Origin of the sequence: Vibrio spartinae (assembly GCF_024347135.1) — a bacterium.
GTDB classification, from domain to species: domain Bacteria; phylum Pseudomonadota; class Gammaproteobacteria; order Enterobacterales; family Vibrionaceae; genus Vibrio; species Vibrio spartinae.
Genome location: NZ_AP024907.1, coordinates 2,395,139 through 2,411,670 on the forward strand (window position 1 = coordinate 2,395,139; position 16,532 = coordinate 2,411,670).

Below are 16,532 nucleotides of genomic sequence, written 5' to 3' on the forward strand. Positions count from 1 at the left end.
CTCAGGACGCCTCTGCCGTCAGGTCATCGGATTCAGCCGCATGATTCTGGCCGAATCCACGCAAACCAACGACATGAACGTGTTCATGGTTTTTGTGAATCTTCCGCACTAATTTATAGGTGGTGCCTTTTTCCGGACTGATATTTTCCGGTGCAGCAATCAACAATTGCATGCCTAACCGATCACACAACTCAAATAGTGTTGAAATCGATTTGGCATCAAGACGGGCTGCCTCATCGAGGAACAACAAACGACACGGTACGATATCTTTACTCCGCAACCGACGGGATTCTTCCTCCCAGCTCTGCACGACCATCAACAGAATTGACTGACCGGTCCCGATGGCTTCCCCTGTCGAGAGCGCACCAGACTCGGCTTGTAACCAACCATCCGCTCCCCGGTTCACTTCAACATTCAGTTCCAGATAATTCCGGTAGTCGAGTAATTCTTCCCCTAACACCTGAGGTGAACGCTGCCCCATATCAATGTGCGGATTGACCCGTTGGAATAATTTCGCCATGGATTCAGAGAACGTATAACGCGGGCTGTTGAACAAATCTTGATGCTGCGCTTGTTGTTCCGATAGCCCTGTCAGTAACATTTCATGACTTTCGCGGACTTTGACATTCAAACGCACACCGTTGACCTGACCAAAGTGGATATTGGACAAACCTTGGTTAAGCATCCGAATTCGGTTCTGCTCACGTTGAATCGTCTTGAGAATGATATTGGCGACCGACTCAGAACTGATTGCCAAACGTGATTCTCGCTGGGTCAACTCTTCCGTCAATCGGCCAAGCTCAACTTCCATTTCTTCAATCGCTTCAACCGGATCATCGGTGCGAATAATATCCTGCCGAATCCGTTCACGTAGATGCTGATACACGTCGATATAAAAGAGTACCTTACGCTCCGGTCTGGCATTATCCTCAGACTGACGTAAAGCGTCTCGCAGCGTCTCGTTATCGGCAACCGCCAGACGCAGAGAACCTAATGCTTTATCGGACATGGAACGCAGCTCGCCTGCCGACAGATAAGCCAGCTCCCGTCGATGTAAGCGTCGCTCAACATCATGCTCTCGTGCCAGTCTCAGCACCGAGCACCATCCGGCTTTGGCATTCACAATAAACGTTCTGAGATCGCGATACTCTTTCTCAACCTTCTTCAATTGCCGGCTCAGCGAGGTCATCTCCATCTCGGTCGATGTCCGCGTTCTCTCTAGCTCACTCTGTCGTTGTCGGGAAACATGCAAACGCTCATAAAGCTCATTTTTACGACTTTCTGCCCGTTCCAGTGCGCTTGCATCGGTGTGCACACCCAGCTCTTGTAACTCTTGCTCAAATTCCTGCACGGTTTCGAGCTTTGACTGATGTGCACTTTTGAGTGAGGCCAGAACCTGATTGTACTGACTGACCTGCCCCTGCCGCTGTTTGAACGTTTCTCTTGCCGTGCCACGTTGTGACTCAGCAAGTTGTAATTTTTCTTTCAGTTGTCCACTCAGGGCATCGCCCTGATTCACCAATGCCACGGCATCGGAATACTGTAGATGATGGCGACGCTCAATCAGATCTGAGATCGCAAAAATTTGGGTTTTCACCTGCTGCAACTGTTGGTCAGCCCTGTGATACTCACTTTCCAGTGCATCAAACTGTTCCGGATCGTTTTCGAGGGCATTGATACAATGACTCAATTGCTCAATTGTCGTACCGTATCGCGTTAAAAAGTGTTTGGCCTCGTCCAGTTCTGCAAGCCTTTCTTCAATTTCATTGGCTTGATCCTGTAATGTGTCATCGGCCAACAAGTGAACAAATGGAGCCACTTTTTCAAGGCGTGATAACGCATTTTTACTCTGCTGTTGTCGCGTCTGTAATTGCTGTTCCTGATGGTCCAACTCAGTCAGAGAACGACTAAACTGATTCAACTGTTCACGGCACGTCTGAAGTGCCTGTTCCGGATCTGCTTCAAACACGGTTGTCATATGAGAAGCAACAAAGGTCTGATAGGCCTGATACAAACGTTGGAGCTTTTGAGCATCAAATGACGCTTTGGCGTGCAACTCAACGAGATCATCTCGCTGACTCCGCAGTTGTTCCAGTCGCTGCTCTCTTGCTGCCCGACCAAATAAAGGGATCTCAGGGAAACGGGAATAACGAATCTGACGGTCATTCAGACGAACACATACCGCACCTTCTAGTTCATCGGCATCAAACGAGCTGTCATCAAAAGCATCGACATCCCCTTCAATGATGTACACATCTTCAGGACAATCATCCAGCTCAGTCAAGCGCGTCTGAATTTCTGACAAATCAGAGACAACAATAGCATGTCTGGCGGGGCCGTACATCGCACTGAAATAAGGTGCGTCTTCCAGCGTAATATCATCATAAATTTCAGATAACAACATGCCGCCTAATGAGTCAGCCAGCGATTTCAACCGGGCATCATTGGCCCCTCCGGGAGAAGCCAGACGTTCAATGTCTTGCTCAAGATTGTGACGCTGTAATGCTAATTTTTCTTTCTCTGATGTCTGCTGTTTTTCTCGTTCCAGCGTATGCTGCATATGAGAAAATACCGCCTGTGAGCTTTCCAGCGCTTCACCGCTCTGTTCTCGCAAATCATCCAACGCATTACGCGCGACAATCCATTGCGGTGCAATCTTTTCCAATCGTTGAATTTGCGCCCGGACATCCTCTTGATTGCGGCGTAAATCACTGCGTGATTCACGAAGCGCGATCAGTTCTTCTTCGACAACATCCAGCACTTCTTGATGTTTCTCTCGCGCTTCATCAATCGCGGATTCATCATCAAGACTTTCCTGATATTCCTGTTGGTGAGCCTCTGCCAGTGCTGTAATATGATTCTGCCGCTCTAACTGACGGGAAACGTCATTCTGACGTGTGTACCACTGGTTTTCCTGCGCAATCAATTGCTTGCACTGTCGTGATTTTTCAATCAGCGTAACACCGTGTTCATGAGCCGTTTGGCGAGTCACATCATCGAGTACGGATTGGACGAACTGAAATGCCTGTTCAAACTGAGATGTGACAGCAGCCGACATGTCCAGACGATGTTTCAGTTGCAAGACTCGCTCGGTCATCTCGTGCTGTGATTGATTCAAGGTCTGAATTTTCTGCGACGCATTTTCAGCCGTCAGGCTTTCATCATCCAGTGCTGCCTTCGCTTTTTCGAGTGCCTGAACGGCTTGCTGATACTGGAGTGCTCTGGTTTGTTGAACATCCAGCGCCTGTTGATAATCAGCCAGTTGCGACTTCAGGCTATCGACTTCATCTTCTAGAATCGTGGCGTTGTGCTCAGCTTCATACGTCTGTTCCTGAGCCTCTTCAACCACCATCAGTTGTTCTTCTAGCCGTTCATTGAGCTCTTCCAGATCGTCTCGATAACGCTCAATTTTTTCCTTTTGACGCAAAGCGTTATGAACCAGTTGCAAATAATCAGATGCACTCTGGTGATCTTGCTCCAGTGCCGATTCCTGCTCTGTCAGTTCATCCAGTTCATCCTTCACGCGAGTCAACAACTCACTTTGCGTGACTAAGGTTTGCTGCGCACCAAACAAAGTCTGACGGAATGAAAGTGCCTGTTCAACTTTACTACGACGCTCATTCGCATGACGCATGTAATCAGACGCAACATAGTTGGTCGATTCAGTAATCAGGTGTTTGAACAAATCCCGATCTGCTTGAGTGGTTTTGATCGCTTCAAGCGTCATCCGGTTTTCCCGAAGTGCCGCTTCCATATCCTGAAACGCTTTTTTCACACCACCATTTTGCGGTAACAGATAGTCGCGCAGCGAGCGTGTTATCGCACTGGAAATACCACCATACAATGATGCTTCAATCAAACGATAGTACTTGGAGCGGTCACTGCTCGAACGCATTTTCTTCGGTACAACGCCAAATTCAAACATCTGGGTGTGATAATCCACCACTGAGCTAAATGTTTTGAACTGCGTCCCTTCCAAGCCTGCGACAGCATCTTTGACTTCACTGACGGTTCGAACCCGTGCCTGTTGATCTGAGAGTGTTTCAATCAAAATGTCAGTAGGCCGGACATGGCTGGGGATTCCCTGCACCAAAAATGGCTTAATATCGACTTTTTTGTCCCGACCGGCAACCTGTTGTAATCTGACAGCAAACAACACTCTCTGCTTACGGGAGTTGACAACGTCCAACGCTGCATAACAAGTACCGGGTTGAAGTTTGCCGTGTAACCCTTTGTCTCTCGACGACTGAGAACTACCCGCTTCAGTGGTATTACGAAAATGCAGCAGGCTTTGATCGGGGATCAACGCGGTGATAAAGGCCGCCATTGTGGTTGATTTCCCCGCACCATTCCCACCGGAAAGCGTGGTGACCAAATTATCAATATCAAACGTACGGGCAAAAAAACCGTTCCAGTTGATCATGGTCAGCGATTGATACTTACCTCTTTCAATCATGCTTCACCTTCAAATCCTGTTAATGCTTCTGATGGGGTCGCTGCTGCTGCCTCATCGGTATCTTCCACCCCTTCATGGACGTCTTGGCCAGGAACGACCGCTTCGCCGTCACGAATCAATCTCAATTGTGCTGCCTGCATGTCATCACCGACACGGACATCTGCACCAAAACGAAAGACCGCTTCGGTAATCCGAAACTTTTCACTTTCTCCCAGCACGACCAGCATGCCCATTCGGCGCAGTTTTCTTAAGGACGTCCTGACTTTTTCAAACAGCTTTTCCCGATCCAGATCCGACCCGCCGGCCCGGAACGTCACCAATCGCATCAGCTTCTTCTCATCGACCAGCGTGAGCAACTCTTCATACAATTCCTGATACGTAAAAATCCCTTCATGTGCCAGCCTTTCAGGGCTGAGATACAAAAAGCAAAGTACCTTGCCGACCAACATATCGAGTTCGGATAACACGCTCCGGTTGAACAATGATGTGGAACGCGGTCTTAAATAAAAGAAACCTTCGGGGGCACGAACCAGCTCGGTATTATAACGCTGATAGAATTGGGCCAGCTCAGGCTCAAAATCGGACAAAAATGTGTGATTATCCATATCTTCACCGGAAACATGCCTGCCGGCACGTAATAAACTATCCAGCGCCGGAAATAACGGATTGGAAAGAGCTTTAACCAGTTTCTCTGGCATGTGTTCATTCATATCTGTCGATGACATTTGCTTGTACCTTTGCACCAAATTCATTGATTGCCTGCCAATCCGGCTGAATCGCCTGATAATCAGACGCTGAATATCCTAACCGAACGGCCTGATCGACCACGATTCTGGCTAAATCAAAATGATGCGTTTTTGGATGTTCTGTGAGGTAATTCTTTAAAATGATGCCGAGATCAATCGGTGTACCTTGATCTTTATGCACGATCAGCATCTCACCGATCTGCTCTCCCAGCACATCGTTAATCTGTTGAAATTCTTCATACTCAACATCTTCGGGGACTTGCCCGGTGACTTCATCGTCGCGGAGAACCAAGGCTTCATCTCGCATGTCGATAAAGCGCTCGGCATCGGCAAAAGTAAGGAACCAAGGCGCCTCGAAGTAGTCGTTCATCGATTGACGTAAACGCTGACTAAACGCACGGTTTTGGTCCATATCAATCGCGGTCCGGATGAATTTATGGACATGTCGATCGTAACCGATCCATAAATCAATGGCCTGTTGCCCCCAACTGATGATTCGGTCAAGTTTGATCTGCAACTGAAACAATGTTTCTTCAATAAACGTCAGTCCGGATTCACCGTAAACACACTCCTGAATATCAAGGATCTGCGTCTGCATTTCATCACCAGCCGTCTGGAGCGTATCTTGTAACTCTTTCAACGTCGATGACGTTTCTGACAAGAGCGACTCACAATTCTGAATCGCATCACGCCAGTCTTTGTTCAACAACTGAGCAATCTGTTCTTTGACCTCTTGTTGCTGCTCATCCATCACCCGCTGGTTGAGATCGATCTGATCAAAAATCTCACCCACGGAATATTTTAAGATGGCATAAACATTCTTTTGCCAGTGAGATTCGGTACCGCCTTTTTCAGCAGCTTCTTTGGCTTTTGCCATTTCATCCGCCACAATCGACAGCTGAATCGACAGTTTCAGTTTGGAAAACTCACGATGGCGCAGATAATAATCAGTGATACCAATCGCCAATGGCGATAATCGATAGATACTCGCCCCATCGGTCACCTCACTGGTAAAACGGCGGATAAGCCGCTGGTGAACCAATTCATTGATCGCATTATTGGCCCGGAAAGCGGATGCTTCACCGGTTTCATCAAATAGCCGAGTCACGATTGCAAATGCATCATGTAATTCCCCTTCACCGAGTTCGTCATCAAATCGATCCCGACTCAATACGGCAATCGCAATCAAAAATGCGAGTCGCTCGGTATCTAGGTTGAGAGACAAGTCATGCTGCCTGACCCATCCAACCAATTCATCGATTGGTTGTACTTCGGCTTGTTGCGCCAATTCGTCTATCATTGTTTCCATCATTTTTACTTTTTTCTGGCCCATACATGAATATAACGGCCCAGAGATAAATAGGGCTCTTGCCGACATAATTGTCTTTCAAGCGCCAGTACATCTTCTTCAGTGTATTCCCCCATATTCTGGCGATTACCAATGTAATCACTGAACGAGCGAATACCACTTTTACCTTCAATACTGAATCCACAAGCTTCTATCCATTGATAAACCACTTCTGGATTCAGGCCTTGTTGCGGCTGCAACTTAAATCGTTTGCGATATGGCATACCATCCAACACATGGGGAATATTCCCGCATATGACATTTTTCAGCACTAATCCGTGATGATTGTAAAACATGATAGATGCAACGCCACCGCTCCGGACCTGAGTCAGTAATTTTTCCAGCGCATCCTTCGGATCAACTAACCACTCCATCACGGCATGAAACATCAAGAAGTCAACCGGATCAGTAAGATGCTGTTGCATATCCTGCACTGCCGCATGGACAAAGCGATACTGCGCAAGCAGACCATTTTTTTCAATATCGGTTTGCGCCAACTGCAACATTTCAGAAGAAAGATCACATAATGTCACCTGATGTCCCTGCTTCGCGAGTCGCTGCGATAGCTGTGCCAGCCCGCCACCGGCATCCAGCACCGAAAGTGGGAGCTGTTCCGGAGGAAATGATGTTAAAATAGTTTGAATATCTTCCCACACGATGGTCTGACGGATCATACCTTTGTCAGAGCCATATATATTTTTTGCAAATTTGTGGGCAATATCGTCGAAATTGCGATCTTCAGTCACAGTAGCTTGAGTTATGATAACGAATCGTGCTGCTATTCTGTCATAGGAATGGCAGGAATAAAGAGGATTATTCGTTTTTAATCTCAATTGCTGTTTTTTCGGACTATTTCTTATATGTTTGAGCTTAAAAAAATCATAGCTGCATTAATGATGCCCCTTCCCGCCTTGCTCATCATCGGTTTTATTGGCCTCATGATGATTATGTTTTCAACAAAAAGGAAAACCGGTTGCCTGATTGTTCTGTTCTCCTACACGTTGCTGTTTCTAGCATCATTTCAACCCGTTTCAGAACGCCTTCTCGCACCATTGGAACGCAAGTATTCAGCCTTTTTACCCGTTGAGGGTAGCATTGACTACATCATGGTTCTCGGCAGCGGTCATGTCGTTGATGACCAACTCCCACCGACATCTCAACTCAGTCGCTCAGCACTGATGCGACTTACCGAAGGGATCCGAATCATGCGGATGTATCCGGGATCTCGCCTGATTCTTTCCGGATATGCGGGTGGTACCCGATTCAGTCATGCCCGAATGCTGGCAAGAGTTGCCTTATCACTCGGTGTAGCAAAATCAGATATCGTGTTACTGGAAAGTGCCAAAGATACTTGGGAAGAAGCCCAGTTAGCCGCAAGTTTTGTCGGACCACGAAAATTAGTGCTCGTCACCTCTGCCAGTCATATGGATCGCGCGTTGCATGAATTTCAATCTGCCGGACTCAATCCGATCCCGGCACCGACCAACTACCTGTCCTATAAAAATATAGTGCAACCGTGGATAAAATATGCGCCTAAGGCGATTTATCTCGAGCAGACAGAAAAATATTGGTATGAAACATTGGGAAGGTTTTGGCACTATTTGAAAAACTGGGTCGCCAATCAGGAAGCGACCGTCGCTGAACCGTTGCAACAAGAGCCATAGCATGATGCTATCTCTTCATGTGAATCAGACTCTCAGTCTGGATTCAGCAGTCGCGTGGGATGAATGCTTCATTTTAATTGCTATTACTGAATCGGCAGTCTAAAATTCGCGATTAAAGCATATTCTATACCAGACAAAAACCGCTAAATTTAGCGGTTTTTGTCCTTATTGCAGTATAACCTCAGAATATTATTTCTGTACGGGTTATCCGATTATACAAATAGATAATATCTTCATAACTAAACATTCAATTGTAATTTGCTCCGAATTGCTGGATCTTCAGCATAAGCGACAGGACAATACCTATGGCTACGATAAAAGACGTTGCCCGCTTGGCGGGAGTTTCAACAACAACAGTTTCACATGTAATTAACAAAACTCGATTTGTGGCAGAAACGACTCAAGAGAAAGTCATGGCAGCCGTGAAGACACTGAACTATGCACCAAGTGCTGTAGCTCGGAGTCTGAAATGCAACTCAACGCGCACAATCGGCATGTTAGTGACCCAGTCTACCAACCCCTTCTTCTCTGAAGTCATTGATGGTGTTGAAAGTTATTGCTACCGACAAGGCTACACGCTCATCTTATGTAATACCGGTGGCTTATATGAAAAGCAACGCGACTACATTCGGATGCTGGCTGAAAAACGGGTCGATGGCATGTTAGTCATCTGTTCTGACCTGACTGCCGAGCTTCTAGAAATGCTAGAAGCCTATAATGATATTCCCAAAGTCATCATGGACTGGGGACCTGAAAGCTCACAAGCCGACAAAATCATCGATAATTCAGAAGAAGGTGGCTACCTTGCAACCAAGTACCTGCTTGATAAAGGTCACCGCGATATTGCTTGTCTGAGTGGACATCTATCAAAGGCAGCTTGTCAGGAACGGATTCAAGGATTCTATAGAGCCATGGCTGAAGCAGGCTTGACCCCAAATGAAAACTGGATACTGGAAGGCAACTTCGAATGTGATACGGCAGTCTTGGCTGCAGACAAAATTATTGCGATGGATGAACAGCCCACTGCCGTTTTTTGCTTCAATGACACGATGGCTTTAGGACTCATGAGTCGCTTACAACAGAGAGGCATCAAGGTTCCTGAAGATATATCGGTGATCGGTTATGACAATATTGAGATCTCTGAATATTTTTCTCCGCCATTGACAACCATCCACCAACCGAAACGTCGGGTCGGGAAAAACGCTTTTGAAATCTTATTGGAACGGATCAAAAGTAAAGAACATGAACGCCGTACGTTTGAAATGCATCCTGAAATTGTGGAACGCAATACCGTTAAAGATTTAAACAAAAAATAACACTAAATTAACACCCCATTGGAAAGTGGTCATTCCTCCAACCACTTTCTTTCTATTGATAACCTTTATTAATTGGACTAGAATCACACATTGTGGAGTGGTTATTCGTATAGTTGCTTCATAATTCCGTACTGGAAAAGTGTCACGCACAGGGCAAACCATCTGAAAAGATGGGACGCAAAGCCTCCGGCCTAAACCATGAAGATGGTAGGTAGCGGGGTTACCGATGGCAAAAATGCATCTCATGTTCGTCAATCATTTGACGTTCTGTTAACATATCTTCTGCATTCTTTTGCTACATTCTCGGACCTGACTTTGGTGGCGTATTCATTTAAAAATACACCGAGACGTAAAGCATGGATAAACCAATTCTTAGAGATTCAATGCGACTTTTTGAACAATTAGGTCGTGTCAAATCACGCTCAATGTTCGGCGGGTTTGGTATTTTCGTAAACGATATAATGTTCGCTCTTGTCGTTCAAGACAAACTACATATACGGGCAGACAGTCACTCACTGGAAACGTTTAAAGCAAAAGGTTTTGAACCTTATGTGTATACAAAACGTGGCTTTCCTGTTGTGACTAAGTATTTTGCACTTCCTGCAGACTATTGGGATGATGTGGACACGATTTTCAATATCGCGAAACAAGCCTATTTGAATGCAAAAAATGAAAAAACGACCCATGTAGAGACAAAACCGAAACGATTGAAAGATCTGCCTAATCTTCGTTTAGCAACCGAACGGATGCTACGCAAAGCAGGGATTAATTCAGTTGAAGAGCTTCATCAGAAAGGTTCTCTCAGCGCATATAAAGCGATTTTGAGCTCTCATCCTTCTACACAGCCACCATTAGAGCTCTTATGGGCATTAGAAGGTGCGATCGAAGGAAAACACTGGTCTGTAATTTCTCAGGCAAGACGCGACGAGCTAGCTCGGCAAATTTAATTTATTGAACAATATTTATACTATCGTATACATTTTTCAGAGTATACAACGCCCATTTTCTCGTCGAGCCAGAACAAAAAAGCACCGTCAACGGTGCTTTTTTTTACTCAATCGTTTTTCTCAATAGAATAAGAATCAATGCATATGTGAGTAGCCCATCAGTGCGGCTTCATACATCCGGACATACTGTTGAGCAGAATCTTCCCAACGAAAATCTTGCTGCATCGCACGCAGCTGTATATCTAACTTTTTCTCTGGTTGCTGCAAATAGAACAGTAATGCACGCTGCATACAAATGAGTAATGCTTCCGAAGTCGGTTCAGCAAAGCTGAATCCTGTCGCTTTATCAGGAAAATGGTCATAGTCAAAAACGGTGTCTTTCAGCCCACCGACCTCTCGGACAATCGGCAGCGTGCCATAAGCCATACTATAAATCTGATTTAATCCACACGCTTCAAACTCAGAGGGCATCACAAAGAAATCCGAGGCAGCTTCAACCAAATGAGCGAAACGGTTACTGTAAGCATCAACAAACGCAAATTTTTGTGATGATGTCGCAGAGATCTGGTGCAGACGATTTGCTATTTCCGGCTCCCCGGTTCCGACAATCACCAATTGCACGTCATTTCGCAGAAACTGTTCCAGAATCGGCAGCAAATAGTGAAATCCTTTTTGATAGGTCAAACGACAAACCATTCCAAACACGGGGACATCTCGGGTGGGCAATAACAATTCTTCTTGTAGCTGACGTTTACAGGTTGCTTTTCCTTCTTTTAAGGAATCGGGCTCGTTGGTGTAATTCCGTGGAATATAACTGTCAATTCGAGGATCCCACTCCGAGTAATCACAACCATTAACAATACCGAACAGATCTCTCTCACGACGGACAAAATCATCGACTAATCCGTGGGCACCAAGTGGTGTCAGTAACTCAGCAGCATAGTGACGACTGACGGCATTAATCTTATCCGCATACGCTATACCAACTCTGAGCGCACTCACATAACCGTGACCATACTGTAGCACCTCCATACCACTTAAATGCAATTCAGGGATAATTTCTAATTCATCATAAGAAAATACCCCTTTAAATAGAGCATTATGGATCGTCAATATGCTCTTCATCCGCTGAAAATAAGGATCGTCGGCATAACGTGTTTTTAATAAGAAAGGGACAAATCCGGTATGCCAATCATTGGCATGAATGATATCAGGCTGAATGCCCAATTTCGGTAGAACATCCAATGCCGCAGCAGAAAAAAATCCAAAGCGTTCCCCATTATCGGCATAGGCCCGATTATGTTCGGAATACAACTCCGGTCGATCAAAATATTTATCACAGTCAATCAAGTAAATTTCTACACCGTTCCGGTCAAACTTACGAACTTGATAAGCCGTATGAGGCCAGTGAGACAATTCAGTCTCCAGAATCACAGCGGTATCAGTTCTGTCCGGTACGAGACGATAACCCGGCAACACAATTCTTACGCAATGTCCCATGCCACTTAAAGCTGTCGGGAGCGCTTTTGCAACATCGGCCAAACCACCACTTTTTATAATCCCTTCAACTTCCGAAACGGTAAACCATACATCGATTTGTTCCATGTTAGAATCCAACTTTCGTTCCTTTTGCAATCACAACAATTCCCCCTTCAGAGACATAGAACCGTTTCCTGTCTAATTCTAAGTCTTCACCAATCACGGTGCCGGGGGCAATTTCAACATGCTTATCAATAATCGTCCGTTTGATGGTACAACCGGCACCAATCTTTCCATCTCCTAAAATAACAGATTCACTGATATGCGACCCAGCTGCAATATTACTCCGATAGCCAAGAATTGATTTAAAAATCGTCGCGCCTTGAATGTAGCTCCCCCCCGATACCAGGCTATCCGTAATCTTGACGCGGCGCTCATCGGCATCCACAAATGTTGCCGGTGGTAACGGTGGATAATAAGTATGTAGTGGCCAACTCCGATTGTACAGGGAAAACAGGGGCTCATTACTCAACAAGTCCATGTTGGCAGCCCAGTAAGAATCAATGGTTCCGACGTCTCGCCAATAGGTTGCTTGTCTTTCACCTTTGATTATATTTGTCGAGAAGTCGTAAACGTAAACATGTCCTTCAGGGAAAAGTTTCGGAATAATATCTTTCCCGAAATCATGGCTGGAATATTCATTGACTGCATCTTTTTTCAATTCATCGCAAAGAACGTCTGCATCAAAAATATAGTTACCCATTGAAATTAACGCCCACTCCGGTTCTCCGGGTATCGGCTTAGGCTTATCCGGTTTTTCTTCAAAACCAATCATTCGTCCATCACGGTCAACTTCGATCACACCAAACTGGGATGCCTCCTCGATTGGCATTCGTAACGCAGAGACGGTCAAATGAGCTTCTGTTTGCTTATGGAAATCCAGCATCTGGCGAACATCCATTTTATAGATATGATCCGAGCCGAATATACAAACATAATCAGGTGAGGCAAGTTCGATGAAACGAACATTTTGATAAATGGCATCAGCGGTCCCTTCATACCAACGTCTCCCATCTCTCATCTGAGCAGGAATAACATCAATAAATCGATCCGTAATACCAGACACATTCCAACCTTTTTTCAGGTGGACATAAAGTGATTGGGACTTAAATTGGGTTAATACGTAAATACGCATTAAATCCGCATTCACAAAGTTGTTCAGAGCAAAATCAATTAACCGATAGCTTCCTCCAAACGGAACTGCGGGTTTACTTCTGCCTTCAGTTAAAGGTCTCAGCCGAGAGCCCTCACCACCAGCTAAGATCATACTCAATACACCAGCCATGATTGAAACTCCATATTACCTTTTATAATTTGCTACAACCTAGTGCCATAGGTCGGTACTTACTCTTTCTTTAATGTCACAAAAAAATGATGCAACACGTTGTTTATAACTTATCGGGATTATCACAGAATACAAAACTGAAACATCAAACTAGTGAAGCACCTATCGGTTAGCGTTTCCAACTCCCAAGCGAGTTCACAGAAAGTAAAAAAAGTAAGAATATTATGAGCATCATGCTACGGTGCAGAACAAGGGATTCGTATGAGAACATGACTAAGCCTCCCTACCCGCTCCCGATACTTCCCAAAAATACATAAGTGATAATATAAAAAAGGCAGCGAATTGCTGCCTTAGTTCATTATGATTTTGCTTTTTTTCTCTTATCTGTGACCTGCCACTGACCATCGACATACAGAACAGTCCAGCCGGTGGGTTTGCCGTCAACCTCCGTACGCACATAATGCTCTTTCGATTTACGGCTAAACCGAATAACGGCGGGAGCCCCATCAGGGTCATGGGTTGGCGCAGAAGCCAAATACTTAAACTTATCAGGAATTCGTTCTTCAAAACGCACAAATTCTTCAACTAGCGGTGCCCGAGTTTCTCTCGATTTCGGGAAGTTACTGGCAGCCATAAACAGTCCGGATGCGCCATCACGCAAGACAAAATAAGCATCCGATTTCTCACAGGGTAACTCTGGGAAATGAACCGGTTCTTCCTTCGGTGGGGCAACCTCACCATTTTTCAGAATTTTTCGGGTATTTTTACACGACTCATTGGTACATCCCATATATTTGCCGAAACGACCATTTTTCAGCACCATATCTGCGCCACACTTGTCACACTCGACAACGGGCCCATCATATCCTTTAACCTTAAATTCACCATGTTCGACGATATAACCGTCACAATTCGGGTTGTTACCACAGACATGTAATTTTCGCTTATCATCAATCAGATAAGCATCCATGGCAGTTTCACAAATAGGACAACGTTTCTTTGCCCGCAAGGCCGCAGTTTCAACATCCTCTTCAAGGACATTAATCACCCCATCCTCATCCCCCAAATTAATCGTCGTCTTACAACGTTCTTTTGGTGGTAAAGCATATCCAGAACATCCGAGGAATACCCCAGTGGACGCGGTACGAATCCCCATCGGCCGAGAGCATGTCGGACACTCGATATCCGTCAGAACGATATGATTCGGCTTCATACCACCATCTTCTTCCTGCTTCTCTGCTAGTCCCAGAGAGACGGAAAAATCACTGAAGAAATTATCAAGAACACCTTTCCATTTCACATTCCCTTCGGCAACCTGATCCAGCTTCTCTTCCATTCGGGCAGTAAAATCATAGTTCATCAGGTCATTGAAACTATCATCTAAACGATCAGTGACAATCTCACCCATTTTTTCAGCATAGAAACGCCGTTGCTCAATTTTTGCGTAGCCGCGATCTTGGATTGTGGAGATAATCGACGCATAAGTCGATGGACGACCAATCCCGCGTTTCTCAAGCTCTTTTACAAGCGCGGCTTCGGTATATCTTGCTGGTGGTTTGGTAAAGTGTTGCTTCGGATCCAATGCGTCTAAAGATAGCGTTTCTCCAATTTGCACACCTGGCAGAATTTGATCTTCATTCTTACCCATCGGTCTCTGAACACGAGTCCAACCATCAAACTTCAGAATACGCCCTTTCGCTTTGAGGGTATATTCAGCCGCTTTCACACTAATTGTGGTTGAATCATAGCGTGCTGGCGTCATCTGACAAGCAACAAACTGATTCCAGATTAATGTGTATAGTTTATGTGCATCGGCTTCCATCCCTTCCAGCGTATCCGCTAACACATTGACATCTGAAGGACGAATCGCCTCATGGGCCTCTTGCGCCCCCGCTTTACTGCCATACACATTGGGACCATCGGGTAAATATGCTTCCCCGAAATTTGTCTGCACATAATCCCGAACCGCATCAACAGCTTCGGAACTCAGATTCGTCGAATCCGTCCGCATATAAGTGATATAACCCGCTTCGTACAAACGCTGCGCGAGCATCATGGTTTTCTTCACACCATATCCCAAACGCGTACTTGCCGCTTGTTGCAATGTCGAGGTAATAAATGGTGCAGAAGGTTTGCTCGATGTGGGGCGGTCTTCCCGCTTACACACTTCATATTGTGCCGACTCAAGCACGCGAACCGCTGTTTTTGCATCCTGCTCATTCAATGGCTTAAATGCCACACCATCTTTCTGTGCGACGAGCAAGCGCAAGTCTTTGCCATGCGGGGTTTGAGTATCAGCATGGATATCCCAAAACTCTTCCGGCACAAATGCCTTAATTTCTCGCTCTTTTTCAACCAGTAGCTTGACTGCCACGGACTGAACCCGACCCGCAGACAAGCCACGAGCAACTTTCTTCCACAACAGCGGAGAAACCATGAACCCCACAACACGATCCATAAAACGACGTGCCTGCTGAGCATTCACACCATCCATATTCAGTTCACCGGGCTCATGGAAGGCCTGCTGGATCGCATTCTTGGTGATTTCATTAAAGACAACGCGTTTGTAGCGGTCTTCTTCTCCACCGATAATTTCGCGTAGATGCCATGCTATTGCTTCCCCCTCGCGGTCCAAATCCGTTGCGAGGTAAACGCAGTCAGCATCTTTTGCTAACTTCTGAAGTTCAGAAACGACTTTTTCCTTACCCGGAAGCACCTGATAATTCGCTTCCCAATCATGATAAGGATCAACCCCCATTTTTTTAATCAGTGCATTGCGTTCTTTTTCTTTTTTTAAACGTTCTTTCTCTTCTGCACTTAAATGTTTCGTTGAAACGGGTGTTGATTTTTTGGTTGAACTTGCTTGACCAGAGGTAGGAAGATCTCGGACATGACCGACACTAGACTTCACAATATAGTCTCGGCCAAGATATTTATTAATCGTTTTAGCTTTGGCTGGAGACTCCACTATAACCAGTGATTTACCCATAATTGACTCAAATGTCCTTAATCCAAATGCGAACTTGGTCGCAATTACACTCAAAATTAGACTTCTTTTTACTATCGAGCGAGATAACAAGAAGATCAACCTGTTTTTGCAAATTGATACTTAATTGCTCGACAATTGTCCGAATCGAATTTTAGCTTAGTCTAAAACTCAGATATACACTCAGGTAATCTCACTCAGGAAACCGCCTTGCATGCTGGTGCACATTCTCAAACGGCTATCTC

At 45.4% G+C, this 16,532-nt stretch carries 10 protein-coding genes and 1 riboswitch; of the genes, 3 read left to right on the plus strand and 7 right to left on the minus strand.

What is annotated here, in order from left to right:
- Window position 1: 1 nt before the first annotated feature.
- The 4 genes from mukB to cmoM are packed head-to-tail and all read right to left on the minus strand — an operon-like array spanning window position 2 to window position 7,296.
- Window positions 2-4,456: a chromosome partition protein MukB gene (mukB, locus tag OCU60_RS10460; RefSeq protein ID WP_074373445.1), complete on the minus strand. Its 4,455-nt coding sequence runs from the start codon at window positions 4,454-4,456 to the stop codon at window positions 2-4.
- Window positions 4,453-5,181, minus strand: a complete 729-nt coding sequence (gene mukE, locus OCU60_RS10465) for a chromosome partition protein MukE (protein ID WP_074373444.1) — start codon at window positions 5,179-5,181, stop codon at window positions 4,453-4,455. The genes mukB and mukE overlap by 4 nt, the downstream gene beginning before the upstream one ends.
- Window positions 5,159-6,502 carry a chromosome partition protein MukF gene (mukF, locus tag OCU60_RS10470; RefSeq protein ID WP_095533311.1) on the minus strand — a complete coding sequence of 448 codons (1,344 nt, stop codon included), beginning with the start codon at window positions 6,500-6,502 and terminating at the stop codon, window positions 5,159-5,161. The genes mukE and mukF overlap by 23 nt, the downstream gene beginning before the upstream one ends.
- A 14-nt stretch (window positions 6,503-6,516) precedes the next feature.
- The gene (gene cmoM / locus OCU60_RS10475; protein ID WP_083602670.1) at window positions 6,517-7,296 is read right to left on the minus strand and encodes a tRNA uridine 5-oxyacetic acid(34) methyltransferase CmoM; all 780 of its coding nucleotides are present in this window, start codon (window positions 7,294-7,296) and stop codon (window positions 6,517-6,519) included.
- Between the two features lie 87 nt (window positions 7,297-7,383).
- On the opposite strand from cmoM, the gene elyC reads away from it, so the two are divergent.
- The 3 genes from elyC (at window position 7,384) to OCU60_RS10490 (ending at window position 10,477) form a co-directional block, all read left to right on the plus strand.
- Window positions 7,384-8,214: an envelope biogenesis factor ElyC gene (gene elyC / locus OCU60_RS10480; protein WP_228448852.1), complete on the plus strand. Its 831-nt coding sequence runs from the start codon at window positions 7,384-7,386 to the stop codon at window positions 8,212-8,214.
- A gap of 305 nt (window positions 8,215-8,519) precedes the next feature.
- Entirely contained in the window at window positions 8,520-9,530 is a 1,011-nt protein-coding gene (gene purR, locus OCU60_RS10485) for an HTH-type transcriptional repressor PurR (RefSeq protein WP_074373443.1), read from the plus strand.
- Window positions 9,531-9,672: 142 nt separating this feature from the next.
- Window positions 9,673-9,758, plus strand: a riboswitch (cyclic di-GMP riboswitch).
- A 128-nt stretch (window positions 9,759-9,886) separates the two neighbouring features.
- On the plus strand, window positions 9,887-10,477 hold the full coding sequence (locus OCU60_RS10490; protein WP_074373442.1) for a TfoX/Sxy family DNA transformation protein: 591 nt from the start codon (window positions 9,887-9,889) through the stop codon (window positions 10,475-10,477).
- A gap of 135 nt (window positions 10,478-10,612) precedes the next feature.
- On the opposite strand, the gene glgA is transcribed toward OCU60_RS10490, so the two are convergent.
- The 3 genes from glgA to topA all read right to left on the minus strand — a co-directional run bounded on the left by glgA (window position 10,613) and on the right by topA (window position 16,290).
- On the minus strand, window positions 10,613-12,082 hold the full coding sequence (gene glgA, locus OCU60_RS10495) for a glycogen synthase GlgA (RefSeq protein ID WP_074373441.1): 1,470 nt from the start codon (window positions 12,080-12,082) through the stop codon (window positions 10,613-10,615).
- Window position 12,083: 1 nt separating this feature from the next.
- Window positions 12,084-13,301, minus strand: a complete 1,218-nt coding sequence (glgC, locus tag OCU60_RS10500; RefSeq protein WP_074373440.1) for a glucose-1-phosphate adenylyltransferase — start codon at window positions 13,299-13,301, stop codon at window positions 12,084-12,086.
- A 358-nt stretch (window positions 13,302-13,659) separates the two neighbouring features.
- Window positions 13,660-16,290 (minus strand): type I DNA topoisomerase, encoded by a 2,631-nt coding sequence (topA, locus tag OCU60_RS10505; RefSeq protein ID WP_074373439.1) that lies wholly within the window; start codon window positions 16,288-16,290, stop codon window positions 13,660-13,662.
- Window positions 16,291-16,532 lie beyond the last annotated feature (242 nt).

What these genes read in the sequence shown, in the direction of transcription:
- mukF (WP_095533311.1), bottom strand. Translation starts at nt 6,502, where the DNA reads ATGATAGACGAATTGGCGCAACAAGCCGAAGTACAACCAATCGATGAA.
- purR (WP_074373443.1), top strand. Translation starts at nt 8,520, where the DNA reads ATGGCTACGATAAAAGACGTTGCCCGCTTGGCGGGAGTTTCAACAACA.
- glgA (WP_074373441.1), bottom strand. Translation starts at nt 12,082, where the DNA reads ATGGAACAAATCGATGTATGGTTTACCGTTTCGGAAGTTGAAGGGATT.
- mukE (WP_074373444.1), bottom strand. Translation starts at nt 5,181, where the DNA reads ATGTCATCGACAGATATGAATGAACACATGCCAGAGAAACTGGTTAAA.
- glgC (WP_074373440.1), bottom strand. Translation starts at nt 13,301, where the DNA reads ATGGCTGGTGTATTGAGTATGATCTTAGCTGGTGGTGAGGGCTCTCGG.
- mukB (WP_074373445.1), bottom strand. Translation starts at nt 4,456, where the DNA reads ATGATTGAAAGAGGTAAGTATCAATCGCTGACCATGATCAACTGGAAC.
- topA (WP_074373439.1), bottom strand. Translation starts at nt 16,290, where the DNA reads ATGGGTAAATCACTGGTTATAGTGGAGTCTCCAGCCAAAGCTAAAACG.
- OCU60_RS10490 (WP_074373442.1), top strand. Translation starts at nt 9,887, where the DNA reads ATGGATAAACCAATTCTTAGAGATTCAATGCGACTTTTTGAACAATTA.